Below are 13,785 nucleotides of genomic sequence, written 5' to 3' on the forward strand. Positions count from 1 at the left end.
TTCGGCAGTTCCTACATGGATTGCGGTGTCAATACCCGACTGTAAAGCGCTGCCGCGAATGCTTCGGCGCTTCCACTTCGTCGAGCATCGCAATCGCATAATCGGCGAATGTGATCCAGCTACGCCCTTCGCTGCTCACCAGCAAATTATCCTGGCCGATGCGGAATTTTCCGCTGCGTTCGCCCTCGACAAATTCCGCCGATGGCGACAGGAAGGTCCAGTCCAGATCCTTTTCCTGTTGCAGGTTCCCCAGGAACTCGGCACCGGCGCTGGCTTCGGCTTTGTACGCGTCCGGAAAACCTTTGCTGTCGATCACCCGCGTTCCGTCAGGCAACAACAGCGAACCGGCCCCGCCCACTACCAGCAAGCGTTTTACCTCGGCTCCTTTCACCGGCCCGACGACCGCGCTGGCCGGTAGCGTGGCGAAATGCGCCGCGCTGATTACCACGTCATGCCCCTTGACGGCAGCTTGCAGTGCATCGGCGTCGAGGGCGTCGACGTTCTTGCTGACCACACCGGCACGCTGGCCGATTTTCGCCGTGTCGCGGGCAATGGCGGTAACGCTGTGACCACGACGCAGGGCTTCTTCCAGCAGTTGGCTACCGGCACGACCGGTGGCACCGATGATTGCGATTTTGCTCATGACGTTCTCCAGTGGGTTGAGCTACTTGGATTTCAGTTGAGACGGGCTACCACTTCATCTCGCCCTTAGCGACCTTGGCGCTCAGTTCCAGGGTGCTTTCATCACCCAGGGTCGGGAAGCGCTTTTTCATCGCCGCGATCAGCTCGGCAGAATCCTTGGCCTTGGCGGTTTCTTCGTCGAAGGCCTTGATGTAAGCGGCGGTGAACTGCACGGCAGCCAGGGAGCGATCGCTCTCGCCGAGGTAATGACCCGGCACCACGGTCTGCGGCTTCAGGGTTTCAATGGAATGCAGCGTAGCCAACCAATCGGCATGGGACTGTGGCGTTTGCGTGTCCGCCATCCACAGGTGGATGTTTTGCGCCACCACGACACCACCGACCACGGCCTTGATCGACGGGATCCACACAAAGCTGCGATCCGGCTGCGGGCCCTCAAGACCAACCACCTGTAACTTCTGCCCTTCGAGGATCAGGCTGTCGCCCTTGAGCACACCCGGCACGATGGTTTTGGCCGGCACGTCGGCGCCCATTTTCGGGCCCCAGAACGCCAGTTTGCCGTCGACGGTTCGCTTGATGTGGTCGACGGTCGGCTGCGAGGCGAGGACCTTGGCCTTGGGGAACGCAGCCGTCAGGGTATCGAGGCCGAAGTAGTAGTCCGGGTCACCGTGGCTGATGTAGATGGTGGTCAGTTGCTTGCCGCTGGCGCGGATTTTTTCCACCACCTGTTCGGCCTGGGACTTGCCGAATTGCGCATCCACCAGGATCGCTTCCTTTTCGCCGCTGACCAGCACCGAGGTCACCGGGAAGATGGCTTTTTCGCCAGGGTTGTAGACATCCAGCGTCAAGGTCGAGGCGGTTGCATGGGCGGCGAAACCGAGGGCGGCGCCTGCCAGTAATACGCGCTTGAGGGTGGTGAAACCGATCATCTGTTGCTCCGTTGTCCGAATGCCTTGTTTGGCGATGGAACAGAGCTTAGTTGCCTGACTCAGTACAAAAAATGCGATGCTTGAACATAGTTTGTTTCTGAAAGCGGGCAAATCATGGATCGACTTCAAGCAATGCGGGTGTTCGTCACGGTGGTCGACCTCGGCAGCCAGTCGGCCGCCGCCGATCATCTGGAGCTGTCACGGCCAGTGGTGTCGCGGTATCTGGCGGAACTGGAAGACTGGGTCGGCGCGCGCCTGATGCATCGTACCACTCGCAAATTAAGCCTGACCGCCGCCGGTAACGAGATCCTGCCGCGATGCCGGCAAATGCTCGACCTGTCCAGCGACATGCAAGCCGCCGTCAGCGAGCCGGATGACGCACCGCGCGGCCTGCTGCGGATCAGCGTCAGCACCTCGTTCGGCCAGGCGCAACTGGCCGATGCCATGGCCGCTTATGTCAAACGTTACCCTGGCGTCAGCATCGACATGCAAATGCTCGACCGCACCGTGAATCTGGTGGATGAGCGCATCGACCTGGCGATCCGCACCAGCAACGACCTGGACCCGAACCTGATCGCCCGCCGCCTGACGGTTTGCCGCTCGGTGATCTGCGCGTCCCCCGCTTACTTGCGCGAGCACCCGGCGCCGCAACGGGTCGAGGACCTGAGCCTGCACAATTGCCTGACCCACTCGTACTTCGGCAAAAGCCTCTGGCATTTCGAGCAGGACGGCGAGCAGGTTTCAGTACCGGTGCAAGGCAACATCAGCGCCAACGAGGCCAGCACGCTGTTGCGCGCAACGATCGCCGGCGCCGGGGTGGCGATGCTGCCCACGTACCAGGCCGGGGTACACATCCACAGCGGCGAATTGATTCACCTGCTGCCGGCGGCCGAACCCCGGCAAATGAACGTGTACGCGGTGTATGCCTCGCGCAAGCACATGCCGGCCGCATTGCGCAGCCTGCTGGATTTTCTGGTGGAGAGATTTCCGCAAGAACCGGCGTGGGATATCGGCCTGTAACCCGATCAAAATGTGGGAGCGGGCTTGCTCGCGAAGAGGTCGGTACATCCGACGCAAATTTTGCGCATGAAATACCGCTTTCGCGGGCAAGCCCGCTCCCACAGGGGGCATCAGTGTTCTGAATACCGCGCTATTGCTGGTAACCCACCGGCGCTGACCTATGCTCAATGTAATACCGAAAGGTATTCGTTCAGAGGTCAACGCCATGAACATCAGAACAAGAAGATACCTCGCGATCTTCATCACCTGTGCGGTCACGCTCGGGCTGTATGGCGCTGCGGCCTGGCGCGTCGAGCAACTGCGCAACCTGCCCCGCGAAGCCGCTAGCTGCAATTTCGAGCGCTGCATTCCTCACAACGCAACCCTCAACGCCCTCCGATAACGAAGGTGATCAGGTTTCGTTGCCCTGATCGGCCTTCAAGCGGTCGCGGAACGCCTTTGGTGAAATCCCCACTCGACGTCGGAACAGGCGCGTGAAGTTGGTCGGATCGGAAAACCCCAACACGTCGGACATTTCATAAATGGTCATGCTGGTGTAGGTCAGCAAACGCTTGGCCTCCAGCAATTGCCGTTCGTGCATGATCTGCAACGCCGGTTGCCCCGCCAGCTCACGACAGGTGCCGTTGAGGTGGGACACGGAAATCCCCAGCCGGTGCGCCAGATCCTCGACCTTGACATGCTGGCGATAGGTCTCTTCCACCAGCTGGATAAACCCGTTGAGGTATTCCCGGGCCCGCTGCGGTCGCGCCATGGCGGTACGACGCTGGATCACCTGGCGACTGACCCACACCACAATCACACTGACCAGCGAATGCATGAGCATTTCCCGCGCCGGTTGATGGCTGGTGTATTCGTTCTGCAAGGCACTGAACAGGCTGTTGAGGTACTCGGCGTCTTTGCCTGCCGGGTAGCTTTCGGACTGGGCCAGGGCATTGACCGATTGCCCCAACTGCATCTGCAGGTGGGCGATCAGCGGCGCGGCCAGGGTCACGACAAACCCTTCCACATCCTCGGAAAAGCGAAAGCCGTGCACCGACAGCGGTGGCAGGATCTGGATGGCCGGTTCCACCAGTTGCGTGCGCTTGCCTTCGATTTCAAGCTCTGCCTGACCCTTGAATACGAAGAGCAACTGGCACAAATCAGCGTGGCGGTGAGGTTTGATTTCCCAATGATGTTCGCGACTGCGTTTGGAAATGGTTTCACAGTGCAGCAAGTCCGGGGTCGGCCAATCCAGGCTTTCACCGTAGAGCTTGAACACCGGAATCGAAGGCAGGTCAGGCTTGTTCATCACTTCAATCCAGGCCTCGGAGTAGATGACGGGCGATAATCGCACCGATTGGCAGAATGTACAGCTATCGGCTCAGTTTTCACCTTCAATTGACAGACCCGCAAGGGAAAAATGCAAGCACTCGATCCATAAAAATCATTCACCGGCCCTGGCCGCGTGAAGCTTGCGAGTCATAAAAACAATGAAAACGCTGAAAACTCAAGTTGCCATCATTGGTGCGGGCCCTTCTGGCTTGTTGCTCGGCCAACTGCTGCACAACGCCGGCATCGACACCCTCATTCTCGAACGTCAGACCCCGGACTATGTACTCGGTCGAATCCGCGCCGGCGTGCTTGAACAAGGTATGGTAGAGCTGTTGCGTCAGGCTGGCGTGAGCCAGCGCATGGACGCCGAGGGACTGGTCCATGGCGGTTTCGAACTGGCTCTCGACGGGCGCCGGGTAAACATCGATCTGCACGCCCTGACGGGGGGCAAAACGGTGATGATCTACGGCCAGACCGAGGTCACCCGCGACCTGATGGCCGCTCGTCGGGAGGCTGGAGCGCAGACGATTTATCAGGCCGACAACGTCGTCCCCCACGGTATGAAAACCGACGAAGCGTTTGTCACTTTTGAGAAAGACGGCGAACTGTATCGTCTCGATTGTGACTACATCGCCGGTTGCGACGGCTTCCATGGAGTGGCGCGGCAATCGATTCCCGCCGACAGCCTGAAAGTCTTCGAACGGATCTATCCTTTCGGCTGGCTCGGGATCCTGGCCGATACCCCGCCGGTCCATGAAGAACTGGTCTACGCCCGCCATGAGCGCGGTTTTGCGTTGTGCAGCATGCGCTCGCCGACACGCACCCGTTATTACCTGCAAGTGCCCACCAGCGATCATGTCGACAACTGGTCGGATCAACGCTTCTGGGACGAACTCAAGTCGCGATTGCCGCGGGCGCTGGCGGACAAACTGGTCACCGGCCCGTCCATCGAAAAAAGCATCGCGCCGCTACGCAGCTTCGTGGTCGAACCCATGCAGTACGGCCGTCTGTTCCTGGTCGGCGATGCCGCGCACATCGTCCCGCCCACCGGCGCCAAAGGCCTGAACCTGGCGGCCAGTGATGTGAGTACGCTGTTCAACATCCTGCTCAGGGTTTACCGCGAAGATCGCCTTGATTTACTCGAAAAATACTCGGAAATCTGCCTGCGCCGGGTGTGGAAGGCCGAGCGATTTTCCTGGTGGATGACCTCGATGCTGCACCGTTTCGAGGAGTACGATGCGTTCAGCCAGCGCATTGCCGAATCGGAGCTGGAGTATTTCATCGACTCCGAAGCGGGTCGCAAAACCATTGCAGAAAATTACGTCGGGCTTCCTTATGAGGCTATCGAATAGCTTCCTACCGACTTACACTGGCGAGCACTACCGCTCGCCTTGCTGCTTGCGGGTCAATTACTGCCCACAGGTTTTCCCGTGACCAATCTCCACCAGCCTGAAACGCCCAAACCGGCCATTCGCAGCGTGCTGATCGCCCTGATGCTGGCAATCTTTCTCGGGGCACTGGACCAGACCATCGTCGCCGTTTCGATGCCGGCCATTTCCGCGCAATTCAAGGACGTCAGCCTGCTGGCCTGGGTGATTTCCGGCTACATGGTGGCCATGACCGTGGCGGTGCCGATCTACGGCAAACTGGGTGACCTGTACGGGCGGCGCAAGCTGATGCTGTTCGGCATGGGCCTGTTCACCCTGGCCTCTGTGTTCTGCGGCATGGCCCAGAGCATGGAGCAGCTGGTGCTGGCGCGGATCTTCCAGGGCATTGGCGCCGGCGGGATGATTTCGGTGAGCCAGGCGATCATCGGTGACATCGTGCCGCCACGGGAGCGCGGTCGTTACCAGGGCTATTTCAGCAGCATGTATGCCGTGGCCAGCGTGGCCGGCCCGGTGCTCGGCGGCTACATGACCGAATACCTGTCCTGGCGCTGGGTGTTCCTGATCAACCTGCCCCTGGGCCTGGGTGCCTGGCTGGTGGCCCATCGCACACTGGTGGGGCTGCCGATTCCGCAACGCAAACCGGTCATCGATTACCTGGGCACCGTGCTGATGATCATCGGGCTCACGGCATTGTTGCTGGGCATCACCCAGGTCGGCCAGGGCCATTCGTGGCGCAGCGCGGAGGTGCTGGCGTTGCTGGCATGTGCGGTGTTGGTACTGGGGCTGTTCGTCGTGCACGAGCGGCGGGCGCGGGAGCCGTTGTTGCCCATGCACCTGTTCGCCAACCGCAACGCGATCCTGTGCTGGTGCACGATTTTCTTCACCAGTTTCCAGGCCATCTCGCTGATCGTATTGATGCCGCTGCGCTTTCAGAGCGTCACCGGTGCCGGTGCCGACAGCGCCGCCCTGCACCTGCTCCCCCTGGCCATGGGCTTGCCGATCGGCGCGTATTTCGCCGGCCGCCGCACCTCGGTGACCGGGCGCTACAAACCGATGATCCTTGCCGGTGCGGCGCTGATGCCCGTCTCGATTATCGGTATGGCGTTCAGTCCACCGCAGGCATTCATCGTGAGCAGCCTGTTCATGCTGCTCTGCGGGATTGCCTCCGGCATGCAGTTCCCGACCTCATTGGTCGGCACGCAGAACTCGGTGGAGCAGCGGGACATCGGCGTCGCCACCAGCACCACCAATCTGTTCCGTTCGCTGGGTGGCGCGGTCGGCGTGGCGTTGATGTCGGCGCTGCTGTTGGCGTTGTTGCAGGATTCGAGTTTCGCGCACCTGGCCGGTTCGTCGCTGATTACCGAAGGCAGTTCGGGGAATGTGTTGCTGGACGGCTTGAATGCCGCGCCGGGTGACGCGCAGAACGCCTTGCGTGCCGAGTTGTTGTTGACGTTCCGGCACTTGCTGACGGTCAGTGCGGTGGTGTCGTTGCTGGGACTGGCGGCGGCGATTGCCATGCCGAACATGTTGTTGCGCGGGCGCGAGGACAAGGTTCGATAGGTAGACCGCGTTGCCTGTATTCGCGAGCAAGCCCGCTCCCACATTAAACCGAGTTCTTTATCAGCACGCGGTCAACTGTGGGGGCGGGCTTGCTCGCGAAGGCGATCTGACGGTCACTACCATTCAAGGGCTGTAATACCCGACCGCCACCAGAAAATGCCCGACCTTTTTCAGGTAGGCATGCTTGTTCTCGACCTTGCCGGTCACCGGGTTTTTCCAGCGATATTCGTATTCGCCGTTATCCTGCCGGGCCATCAACGCCAGAATCGGCTCGCCCACCGGCTTGCCTTCCGGGTCCACGATCTTGCTGAAGTCGGTATTGATCAACCGCAGGTTGGTGCCGTGGGCCACGTAACGTTGGGTGTCCAGGTCGACGACAAATACGTACAGGTCATCCTGCAGGTAGCCGCCCTTGAGAGAGTTGATCGCCGTCAGGGTGCCCTTTTCGTCCCTGGCCAGATCGGTTGCCGCTTTGTTCAGCAAGGCCATGGCCTGTTCGGCGGAGGCCCGTGGCAGGTAATAACCGACCGCCAGAATCCGCTGGCCGACGCGCTGGTAGTAGACATGCTTGCGCTCGACCTTGCCGTCATTCCAGTTCTGCCAGCGATATTCCGCCTGCTGAATGCCATTGCCTTCCGGCACTTTCAGGGCGTCCTTGAAGGTTTTCTGCAGGTCCGGCCCGAGCACTTCCGATACGTCCCGGCCAATCAGCGCCGACGACGGCCCGCCACTGGCGAGCATCACGCCCTTGGTGTCGAGCACGAAGACATAACGGTCCTTGTCGACAAACTCACCCTGGCGACTGAACGCCGCCAGGGCCTTGTCGCCATTCTGGTGGTAGTAGGCCAGGGCTTTTTCCAGCAGGGCGATGGCCGCCTTGCTGTCGTCCTTTTCCGCCCCGGCGGCTTGCGTCTGGCCCAGGCACAGCAAAAACATGCCGCACAGCAAGGTGAACCTGTACACAACCCCCATTGCGCATCCCTCGTTCCTGATGGTGTTTCAAGAGCGTAGACGGCAATGGGAGATGTATGGATCTCAGGCCCCCCGGATTTTCCTGAAGCAGTCGGTTACTGCCGGGCACGCAGTTGCTGCTGAAGGTTCTGGATCTGCGCCTGAAGAGTATTGATGTTGCGGGTGACCTGGCTGCGGAAGGCATCGAACTCGGCCGTGTTGGTCGAGCCCTGTGTGACCGCCGGGCGATTGTCCTGTTCGCTTTTGAGCACGATCATGTCTTGCTCAAGACGTTCGATGGCTGCGCTCGGGTTGCCTTGTTTCTTCAGTGCGGCAACATCGGCACCCAGACTTTTCAGCTGTGCATCGAGTTTTTCCGAGTCCGACGGGGCGCTTTTCAGAGCGGCCAGTTCAGTGCTCAAGGCTTTGACCTGGGCCTGCAACTGAGTATTGGCCGTTTGATGTTCGGTGTCCTGGGCAGTCAACTGCGCCAGGCGCTTGTCCAGTTCGGTGGTTTGCGCAGTCATTTGTGCCAGTCGCTTGTCCAGGTCCGAGGCCTGGCCGGCAACACCTTGCTGTTTGGCGTTCTGGTCCTGGAGCTTGCTTTCCAACTGGCGGATTTGCAGCTTCAAGGCCTCGCTGTCGGTGTTGACACTGGTCTGACTGGCAACAACCTTTCCGGAAATATCCTGCAGGCGCCCTGCCGCTTCTTCACTGATTCGCGCGAAGCTTTCCTGGGTCGCCACCAGTTGCTGTTCCATCAGGGAGATCTGCTGAAAACTCCACCAGGCCAGGCCCGCGAAGGCAAAGAACAACGCCCCGACCAACGCCCACAGGGGGCCGGTGCTTGCCGCCTTGACCTTCACCACCGGCGCCGTGCGCGAATGCACGACCGTGCGGGCGGTGGGCGCATAGTCGTCATCGAGAACGTCTGCACGCAGGCTCGGTACATCATCGAAGTCGTCGTTGGCATCGTTTCGCATGGACATTGAATCAACCTTAGTGAATCACATAATGGCTTTATGCCGCGCAGTATAAACCCCACAGCCGCAACCATTGACCCCCAAGCCCGAATCCGGTTCAGTCAGGGGGCGTTGTTCGAACGTCAGCCAATAGCCTGGGCCTTCCACCAGCCACAGAACTCATCGAGCGCCGTCCAGAGGCTGACCTTGGGATCGTAATCCAGATAATGCCGGGCGCGGCTGATGTCCAGGGTGAAATTTTTGTTCATGACCTGCATGCCCAGGCGCGACAGCGTAGGTTCGGGACGCCCCGGCCACAACTTGCACACGCCCTCGTTGAGCGCCGCCACGCTGTAGGCCAGGCCGTAGGAACGGTAGCGGGTGACCTGTGGGACGTCCATGTTGCGCATGACGTAATTGACCACGTCCCACAGGGGAATCGGCGTGCCGTTGCTGATGTTGTAAGCCTTGCCCAACGCAGAACCGCTGGCCAGCAAACTGCTGAGCAACGCCTCGTTGAGGTTTTGCACGCTGGTGAAGTCAACTTTGTTCAGGCCGTTGCCGATGATTGCCAGGCGTCCCTTGCGCTGCATGTTCAACAGGCGCGGGAAGATGCTCATGTCGCCGGCCCCGGTGACGAAACGCGGGCGCAGGGCCAGGGTTTCGAGGCCGAACTCCTGGGCACCGAAGACTTTTTGCTCGGCCAGGTATTTGGTGGCGGCGTAAGGGTGTTTGAAGCGCTTGGGCACCTGTTCTTCGGTCAGGCCCAGGTGATCGCGACCATCGAAGTAGATCGACGGCGACGACAAATGCACCAGTCGCCGGACCCGTTGTTTCAGGCAGGCTTCGACCACGTTCTCGGTGACCTGGACGTTGCCCTGATGGAAGTCCTGATAACGTCCCCACAAACCGACGGCACCGGCGCAATGCACCACGGACTCGACGTCCGAGCACAACTCGCGCGCCAGTTCCGGGTCGCTCAAGTCACCCTGGATGAACTCCGCTCCGCGGCGTACCAGATGCTCCACACTCTCGGCCCGGCGACCGTTGACCCGCACGTCCAGGCCCTGCTCCAGGGCAAAACGCGCAAAGCGCCCGCCGATGAAGCCGCTTGCGCCGGTAACCAGAATCTTCATGAATTGCTCCAACAAATACAGCCACGAGCTTCAAGCGGCAAGCTGCAAGTTAAAATCGGACCGCAAGCGCTTCACTTGCAGCTTGCAGCTTGACGCTTAAGGCTGCTTCCAAGGCACCAGCCATTGCTTCGATGAGCTGACCAATTGATCGGTGAGCAGCCCCAGCAACTGACCGCCATTACGCCAATGATGCCAGTACAGCGGCACATCGATCGGCTTATCTGGCAACAGCTCCTGCAATACGCCCCTTTCCAGTTGCTCGCGCACCTGCAGCTCCGGGACCAGTCCCCAGCCCAGCCCGGCTTCCGTCAGACGAATGAAACCTTCGGAGGACGGGCACAAATGGTGTTCGAAACCGCCCTCGACGCCGAGGGACGCAAGGTAGCGATGCTGCAGGAAATCGTCCGGGCCAAACACCAGCGCAGGGGTTCGGGCCAACTGATCGGCGCGTACACCCTGGGGAAAATGCCGGGCAATGAAGGCGGGGCTGGCCAGTGCCCGGTAACGCATGGCCCCCAGCAACACGCTGCGCGCCCCCGCCACCGGACGCTCGCTGGCGCAGACGCAAGCCGCCACTTCACCGGCGCGCATGCGCTTGAGGCCCACGGTCTGGTCTTCGACCACCAGGTCCATCAACAGATGCTGTTGCGCGCAAAACTCGCCCACCGCCTGTGCCCACCAGGTGGCCAGGCTGTCGGCGTTCAGGGCGATCCGCAGGCGCTCCGGCAGGCCCTCTTCATCCAGCGCCGGCACCAGGCTTTGCAGATCCCGTTCAAGCAATCGCACCTGCTGCACATGGTTGAGCAACCGCCGGCCGATTTCCGTCGGCGTTGGCGGCGTTGCCCGCACCAGCACCGGCTGGCCAACCCGCGCTTCCAGCAGCTTGATACGCTGGGAAATCGCCGATTGCGACAAGCCCAGCACCTGGGCCGCCCGTTCAAAGCCGGCCTGTTCGACCACGGCGGCCAGGGCAGAAAGCAATTTATAGTCGAACATCAGTTTTCCTAATGAGCGATCAGCAAGATTGGTTTTTCTTATACAGCCTTCACAAGGACAATGACCAGCAAGAACTCTTGAACAAGGATCACCCACATGGCTGGCGAAACTTCATTGGCAACGCTGCTGCGCAGCATGAGCCCGCAACTCAATGCCGGCGAATACGTGTTCTGCACCCTGCGCGACGGCAGATTGCCCAAGGATCTGGAGATTGTCGGCAGCTTCCGCGAGCAGGAAGGCCTGACCGTGATTCTCGAACGTTCCCACGCTGAAAAAGCCGGATTCAGCTTCGACTACATCGCCGCCTGGATCACCCTGAACGTGCATTCGGCCCTCGAAGCGGTCGGCTTGACCGCCGCGTTCGCCACGGCATTGGGCAAGGCCGGGATCAGTTGCAACGTGATTGCCGGCTACTACCACGACCATCTGTTTGTCGGCCAGGCCGACGCCGACCGTGCCCTGCAAGTGCTGCGGGATCTGGCAGCCAACGCGGAGTAGAAAATCATGTGGCAAAGTTATGTGAACGGGCTGCTAGTGGCCTTCGGCCTGATCATGGCGATCGGCACCCAGAATGCGTTTGTCCTGGCGCAAAGCCTGCGGCGCGAACATCACCTGCCGGTGGCGGCGCTCTGCGTGGCCTGCGATGCCCTTTTGGTGGCCGCCGGTGTATTCGGTCTGGCGACGGTACTGGCGCAGAACCCGACGCTGCTGGCCATCGCCCGCTGGGGTGGCGCAGCGTTCCTGTTGTGGTACGGCAGCCAGGCGCTACGCCGGGCCTTTTCGAAACAGAGCCTTGAGCAGGGCGTAGGCCAGACCGTACGCTCGCTGCGGGCGGTGATGCTCAGCGCGCTGGCGGTGACCTTGCTCAATCCGCACGTCTATCTGGACACCGTTTTGCTGATCGGCTCCCTGGGCGCTCAACAAACCGAGCCCGGCGCTTATGTCGTCGGTGCGGCCAGCGCCTCGCTGTTGTGGTTTTTCACTCTGGCCCTCGGTGCGGCATGGCTGGCACCGTGGCTCGCCCGACCCGGCACCTGGCGAATTCTCGATCTGTTGGTGGCGGTGATGATGTTTGCCGTAGCGCTGCAGTTAATCGTAGCCATCTGATTGGCGGAACCTCTATTCCACACAGTTGTTGCGTGGTTATGCCGCCCCCCCGGTGCTATGATCCGACTCCCTGCGCCGCAAAGAGTACAAACTCCCCGGCGCTTGTCTGGCCGCCCGTGATCGGCCTTGCGCTCACCGCAACTGACCTGATTAGGAGAATCATCATGGCTTTCGAATTGCCGCCACTGCCGTACGCACACGATGCCCTGCAGCCGCACATCTCCAAGGAAACCCTGGAGTTCCACCACGACAAGCACCACAACACCTACGTCGTGAACCTGAACAACCTGGTGCCAGGCACCGAGTTCGAAGGCAAGACCCTGGAAGAAATCGTCAAGACTTCCTCGGGCGGTATCTTCAACAACGCCGCTCAGGTCTGGAACCACACTTTCTACTGGAACTGCCTGGCGCCAAACGCCGGCGGTCAACCAACCGGCGCTCTGGCTGAAGCCATCAACGCGGCTTTCGGTTCGTTCGACAAGTTCAAGGAAGAGTTCAGCAAGACGTCCATCGGCACCTTCGGTTCCGGTTGGGGCTGGCTGGTGAAGAAAGCTGACGGCTCCCTGGGCCTGGCCAGCACCATCGGCGCCGGCAACCCGCTGACCAACGGCGACACCCCGCTGCTGACCTGCGACGTCTGGGAACACGCTTACTACATCGACTACCGCAACCTGCGTCCAAAGTATGTCGAAGCGTTCTGGAACCTGGTCAACTGGAAGTTCGTGGCTGAGCAGTTCGAAGGCAAAACCTTCACCGCTTAAGCTCGACGCCAGTCAAAAAACCCGGCTTATGCCGGGTTTTTTTATGCGTTCGGGAAGTGGCCACATCAATGAAAAATGTGTCGATTATCCGGCCGTCTTCGCGAGCAAGTCGGATCGCGAAGAACGATGACGCGGTTAGTCTGCCAACTACCGCGGATCGAGGTTATCCAACGCGCGACTCACCGCCAGCTCCGCCAACATGACAATCTGCGAAATGGCCAACGCTGTGTTGCGCTGGGGGCCATTCAGGTAGGTGGCGAAATCACTCGCCAGGACATTGGCTGAAGCCAGTGACTCACAGGCGTGGGCAAGAAGGGTTTCAGTGTCCATGTCGGGAACGATCATGAACATGGTGCGGGGGCTGTAGGGTTTGGTGCTCTTGCTGGGGGGATCGGGGATTAACTTATCCACTGAAATATTCCTATGCGGTGGGTGCCACCCATTGCCGTTCTCACACAGCAAAGAGGTGGCAGCTATGTGCGAGGTGAGAAAACCGGTCATAGGCACCCGGCCAGACAAAAGTCTGCCCGCACACAGCCGCCATAACGCACTTACAGACAGCGGATAAGCTGGCGGCAATTATGCGGATACTGGCACTGGATGACTATGACTTGCCGGGTTCTCACACCCGATCGCTGAATTTTCAGCGACAGTCAGAGGCTATTGAGTCCACTTCCGACGCACAACCTGAAAACTGCGTGGGAAACTTCTGGCGCTTTCCTACACCGCACCATCTCGCAGAAACGTAACGCGGAGCGTCCCTGGCAGTACTCCCACGCGGGAGCGTGAGAGATTGGTCGGCTGACAGGCCGTCATCGCTGGCAAGCCAGCTCCCACAGGGTCAAAGTACATCCGCCAGATTCAGGTCGGCTGTCAGGCCGCCTTCGCGAGCAAGTCGGATCGCCGCACCGCCGCTCCCACAGAAGAGCAAAGGCAGAGCGGCGTACACCTTCGCTCTTCACCACTCATCAGGCCGAGCGTTAGCTCGCCTGCCGCTCTTGATCTTGATCCACCCGCCCCCTCGG

General features: G+C 60.3%; 15 protein-coding genes. 7 read left to right on the forward strand and 8 right to left on the reverse strand.

Going from position 1 to position 13,785, the window contains the following annotated elements:
* Positions 1-28: 28 nt before the first annotated feature.
* Positions 29-643, reverse strand: a complete 615-nt coding sequence (locus tag PMI34_RS06575) for an NAD(P)-dependent oxidoreductase (RefSeq protein ID WP_008052515.1) — start codon at positions 641-643, stop codon at positions 29-31.
* A gap of 46 nt (positions 644-689) precedes the next feature.
* Positions 690-1,568: an MBL fold metallo-hydrolase gene (locus tag PMI34_RS06570; protein WP_008052516.1), complete on the reverse strand. Its 879-nt coding sequence runs from the start codon at positions 1,566-1,568 to the stop codon at positions 690-692.
* A 114-nt stretch (positions 1,569-1,682) separates the two neighbouring features.
* On the opposite strand from PMI34_RS06570, the gene PMI34_RS06565 reads away from it, so the two are divergent.
* Positions 1,683-2,588 (forward strand): LysR family transcriptional regulator, encoded by a 906-nt coding sequence (locus PMI34_RS06565; protein ID WP_202949458.1) that lies wholly within the window; start codon positions 1,683-1,685, stop codon positions 2,586-2,588.
* Between the two features lie 205 nt (positions 2,589-2,793).
* Entirely contained in the window at positions 2,794-2,970 is a 177-nt protein-coding gene (locus PMI34_RS29010; protein WP_007978514.1) for a hypothetical protein, read from the forward strand.
* Between the two features lie 9 nt (positions 2,971-2,979).
* Here PMI34_RS29010 and PMI34_RS06560 read toward each other — a convergent pair whose 3' ends face one another.
* The gene (locus PMI34_RS06560; RefSeq protein ID WP_008052518.1) at positions 2,980-3,876 is read right to left on the reverse strand and encodes a helix-turn-helix domain-containing protein; all 897 of its coding nucleotides are present in this window, start codon (positions 3,874-3,876) and stop codon (positions 2,980-2,982) included.
* Positions 3,877-4,066: 190 nt separating this feature from the next.
* Between PMI34_RS06560 and pobA the strand changes: the two genes are divergently transcribed.
* Positions 4,067-5,251, forward strand: a complete 1,185-nt coding sequence (pobA, locus tag PMI34_RS06555; RefSeq protein ID WP_443216129.1) for a 4-hydroxybenzoate 3-monooxygenase — start codon at positions 4,067-4,069, stop codon at positions 5,249-5,251.
* Between the two features lie 78 nt (positions 5,252-5,329).
* Positions 5,330-6,847, forward strand: coding sequence for an MDR family MFS transporter (locus PMI34_RS06550; RefSeq protein ID WP_008052520.1), 1,518 nt, complete (start codon positions 5,330-5,332; stop codon positions 6,845-6,847).
* A gap of 123 nt (positions 6,848-6,970) precedes the next feature.
* Here the strand turns inward: PMI34_RS06550 and PMI34_RS06545 are convergent, their stop codons facing one another.
* From PMI34_RS06545 to PMI34_RS06530, 4 genes are all read right to left on the reverse strand, one after another.
* Positions 6,971-7,819 carry a cache domain-containing protein gene (locus PMI34_RS06545; RefSeq protein ID WP_008052522.1) on the reverse strand — a complete coding sequence of 283 codons (849 nt, stop codon included), beginning with the start codon at positions 7,817-7,819 and terminating at the stop codon, positions 6,971-6,973.
* A 95-nt stretch (positions 7,820-7,914) separates the two neighbouring features.
* Positions 7,915-8,787, reverse strand: a complete 873-nt coding sequence (locus tag PMI34_RS06540; RefSeq protein ID WP_008052524.1) for a hypothetical protein — start codon at positions 8,785-8,787, stop codon at positions 7,915-7,917.
* Positions 8,788-8,903: 116 nt separating this feature from the next.
* Positions 8,904-9,896, reverse strand: a complete 993-nt coding sequence (locus tag PMI34_RS06535; RefSeq protein ID WP_008052525.1) for an NAD-dependent epimerase/dehydratase family protein — start codon at positions 9,894-9,896, stop codon at positions 8,904-8,906.
* A 96-nt stretch (positions 9,897-9,992) separates the two neighbouring features.
* The gene (locus PMI34_RS06530) at positions 9,993-10,892 is read right to left on the reverse strand and encodes a LysR family transcriptional regulator ArgP (protein WP_008052527.1); all 900 of its coding nucleotides are present in this window, start codon (positions 10,890-10,892) and stop codon (positions 9,993-9,995) included.
* A gap of 96 nt (positions 10,893-10,988) precedes the next feature.
* Here PMI34_RS06530 and PMI34_RS06525 point away from each other — a divergent pair, with 96 nt between their 5' ends.
* From PMI34_RS06525 to PMI34_RS06515, 3 genes are all read left to right on the forward strand, one after another.
* Positions 10,989-11,390, forward strand: a complete 402-nt coding sequence (locus tag PMI34_RS06525) for an ACT domain-containing protein (RefSeq protein WP_008052529.1) — start codon at positions 10,989-10,991, stop codon at positions 11,388-11,390.
* A gap of 6 nt (positions 11,391-11,396) precedes the next feature.
* Positions 11,397-11,999, forward strand: coding sequence for a LysE/ArgO family amino acid transporter (locus PMI34_RS06520; protein ID WP_008052531.1), 603 nt, complete (start codon positions 11,397-11,399; stop codon positions 11,997-11,999).
* Positions 12,000-12,163: 164 nt separating this feature from the next.
* Positions 12,164-12,760, forward strand: coding sequence for a superoxide dismutase (locus PMI34_RS06515; protein WP_008052532.1), 597 nt, complete (start codon positions 12,164-12,166; stop codon positions 12,758-12,760).
* Between the two features lie 147 nt (positions 12,761-12,907).
* Here the strand turns inward: PMI34_RS06515 and PMI34_RS06510 are convergent, their stop codons facing one another.
* Positions 12,908-13,171 (reverse strand): DUF6124 family protein, encoded by a 264-nt coding sequence (locus tag PMI34_RS06510; RefSeq protein ID WP_008052533.1) that lies wholly within the window; start codon positions 13,169-13,171, stop codon positions 12,908-12,910.
* Positions 13,172-13,785: the final 614 nt, after the last annotated feature.

Origin of the sequence: Pseudomonas sp. GM74, assembly GCF_000282455.1 — a bacterium.
GTDB lineage: Bacteria > Pseudomonadota > Gammaproteobacteria > Pseudomonadales > Pseudomonadaceae > Aquipseudomonas.

Excerpts from the sequence above, each read along its gene's own strand:
- PMI34_RS06570 (WP_008052516.1), bottom strand. The coding sequence starts at position 1,568 with ATGATCGGTTTCACCACCCTCAAGCGCGTATTACTGGCAGGCGCCGCC.
- PMI34_RS06545 (WP_008052522.1), bottom strand. The coding sequence starts at position 7,819 with ATGGGGGTTGTGTACAGGTTCACCTTGCTGTGCGGCATGTTTTTGCTG.
- PMI34_RS06535 (WP_008052525.1), bottom strand. The coding sequence starts at position 9,896 with ATGAAGATTCTGGTTACCGGCGCAAGCGGCTTCATCGGCGGGCGCTTT.
- PMI34_RS06515 (WP_008052532.1), top strand. The coding sequence starts at position 12,164 with ATGGCTTTCGAATTGCCGCCACTGCCGTACGCACACGATGCCCTGCAG.
- PMI34_RS06520 (WP_008052531.1), top strand. The coding sequence starts at position 11,397 with ATGTGGCAAAGTTATGTGAACGGGCTGCTAGTGGCCTTCGGCCTGATC.
- PMI34_RS06530 (WP_008052527.1), bottom strand. The coding sequence starts at position 10,892 with ATGTTCGACTATAAATTGCTTTCTGCCCTGGCCGCCGTGGTCGAACAG.
- PMI34_RS06575 (WP_008052515.1), bottom strand. The coding sequence starts at position 643 with ATGAGCAAAATCGCAATCATCGGTGCCACCGGTCGTGCCGGTAGCCAA.
- PMI34_RS06525 (WP_008052529.1), top strand. The coding sequence starts at position 10,989 with ATGGCTGGCGAAACTTCATTGGCAACGCTGCTGCGCAGCATGAGCCCG.
- PMI34_RS06560 (WP_008052518.1), bottom strand. The coding sequence starts at position 3,876 with ATGAACAAGCCTGACCTGCCTTCGATTCCGGTGTTCAAGCTCTACGGT.
- PMI34_RS06540 (WP_008052524.1), bottom strand. The coding sequence starts at position 8,787 with ATGTCCATGCGAAACGATGCCAACGACGACTTCGATGATGTACCGAGC.
- PMI34_RS06565 (WP_202949458.1), top strand. The coding sequence starts at position 1,683 with ATGGATCGACTTCAAGCAATGCGGGTGTTCGTCACGGTGGTCGACCTC.
- PMI34_RS29010 (WP_007978514.1), top strand. The coding sequence starts at position 2,794 with ATGAACATCAGAACAAGAAGATACCTCGCGATCTTCATCACCTGTGCG.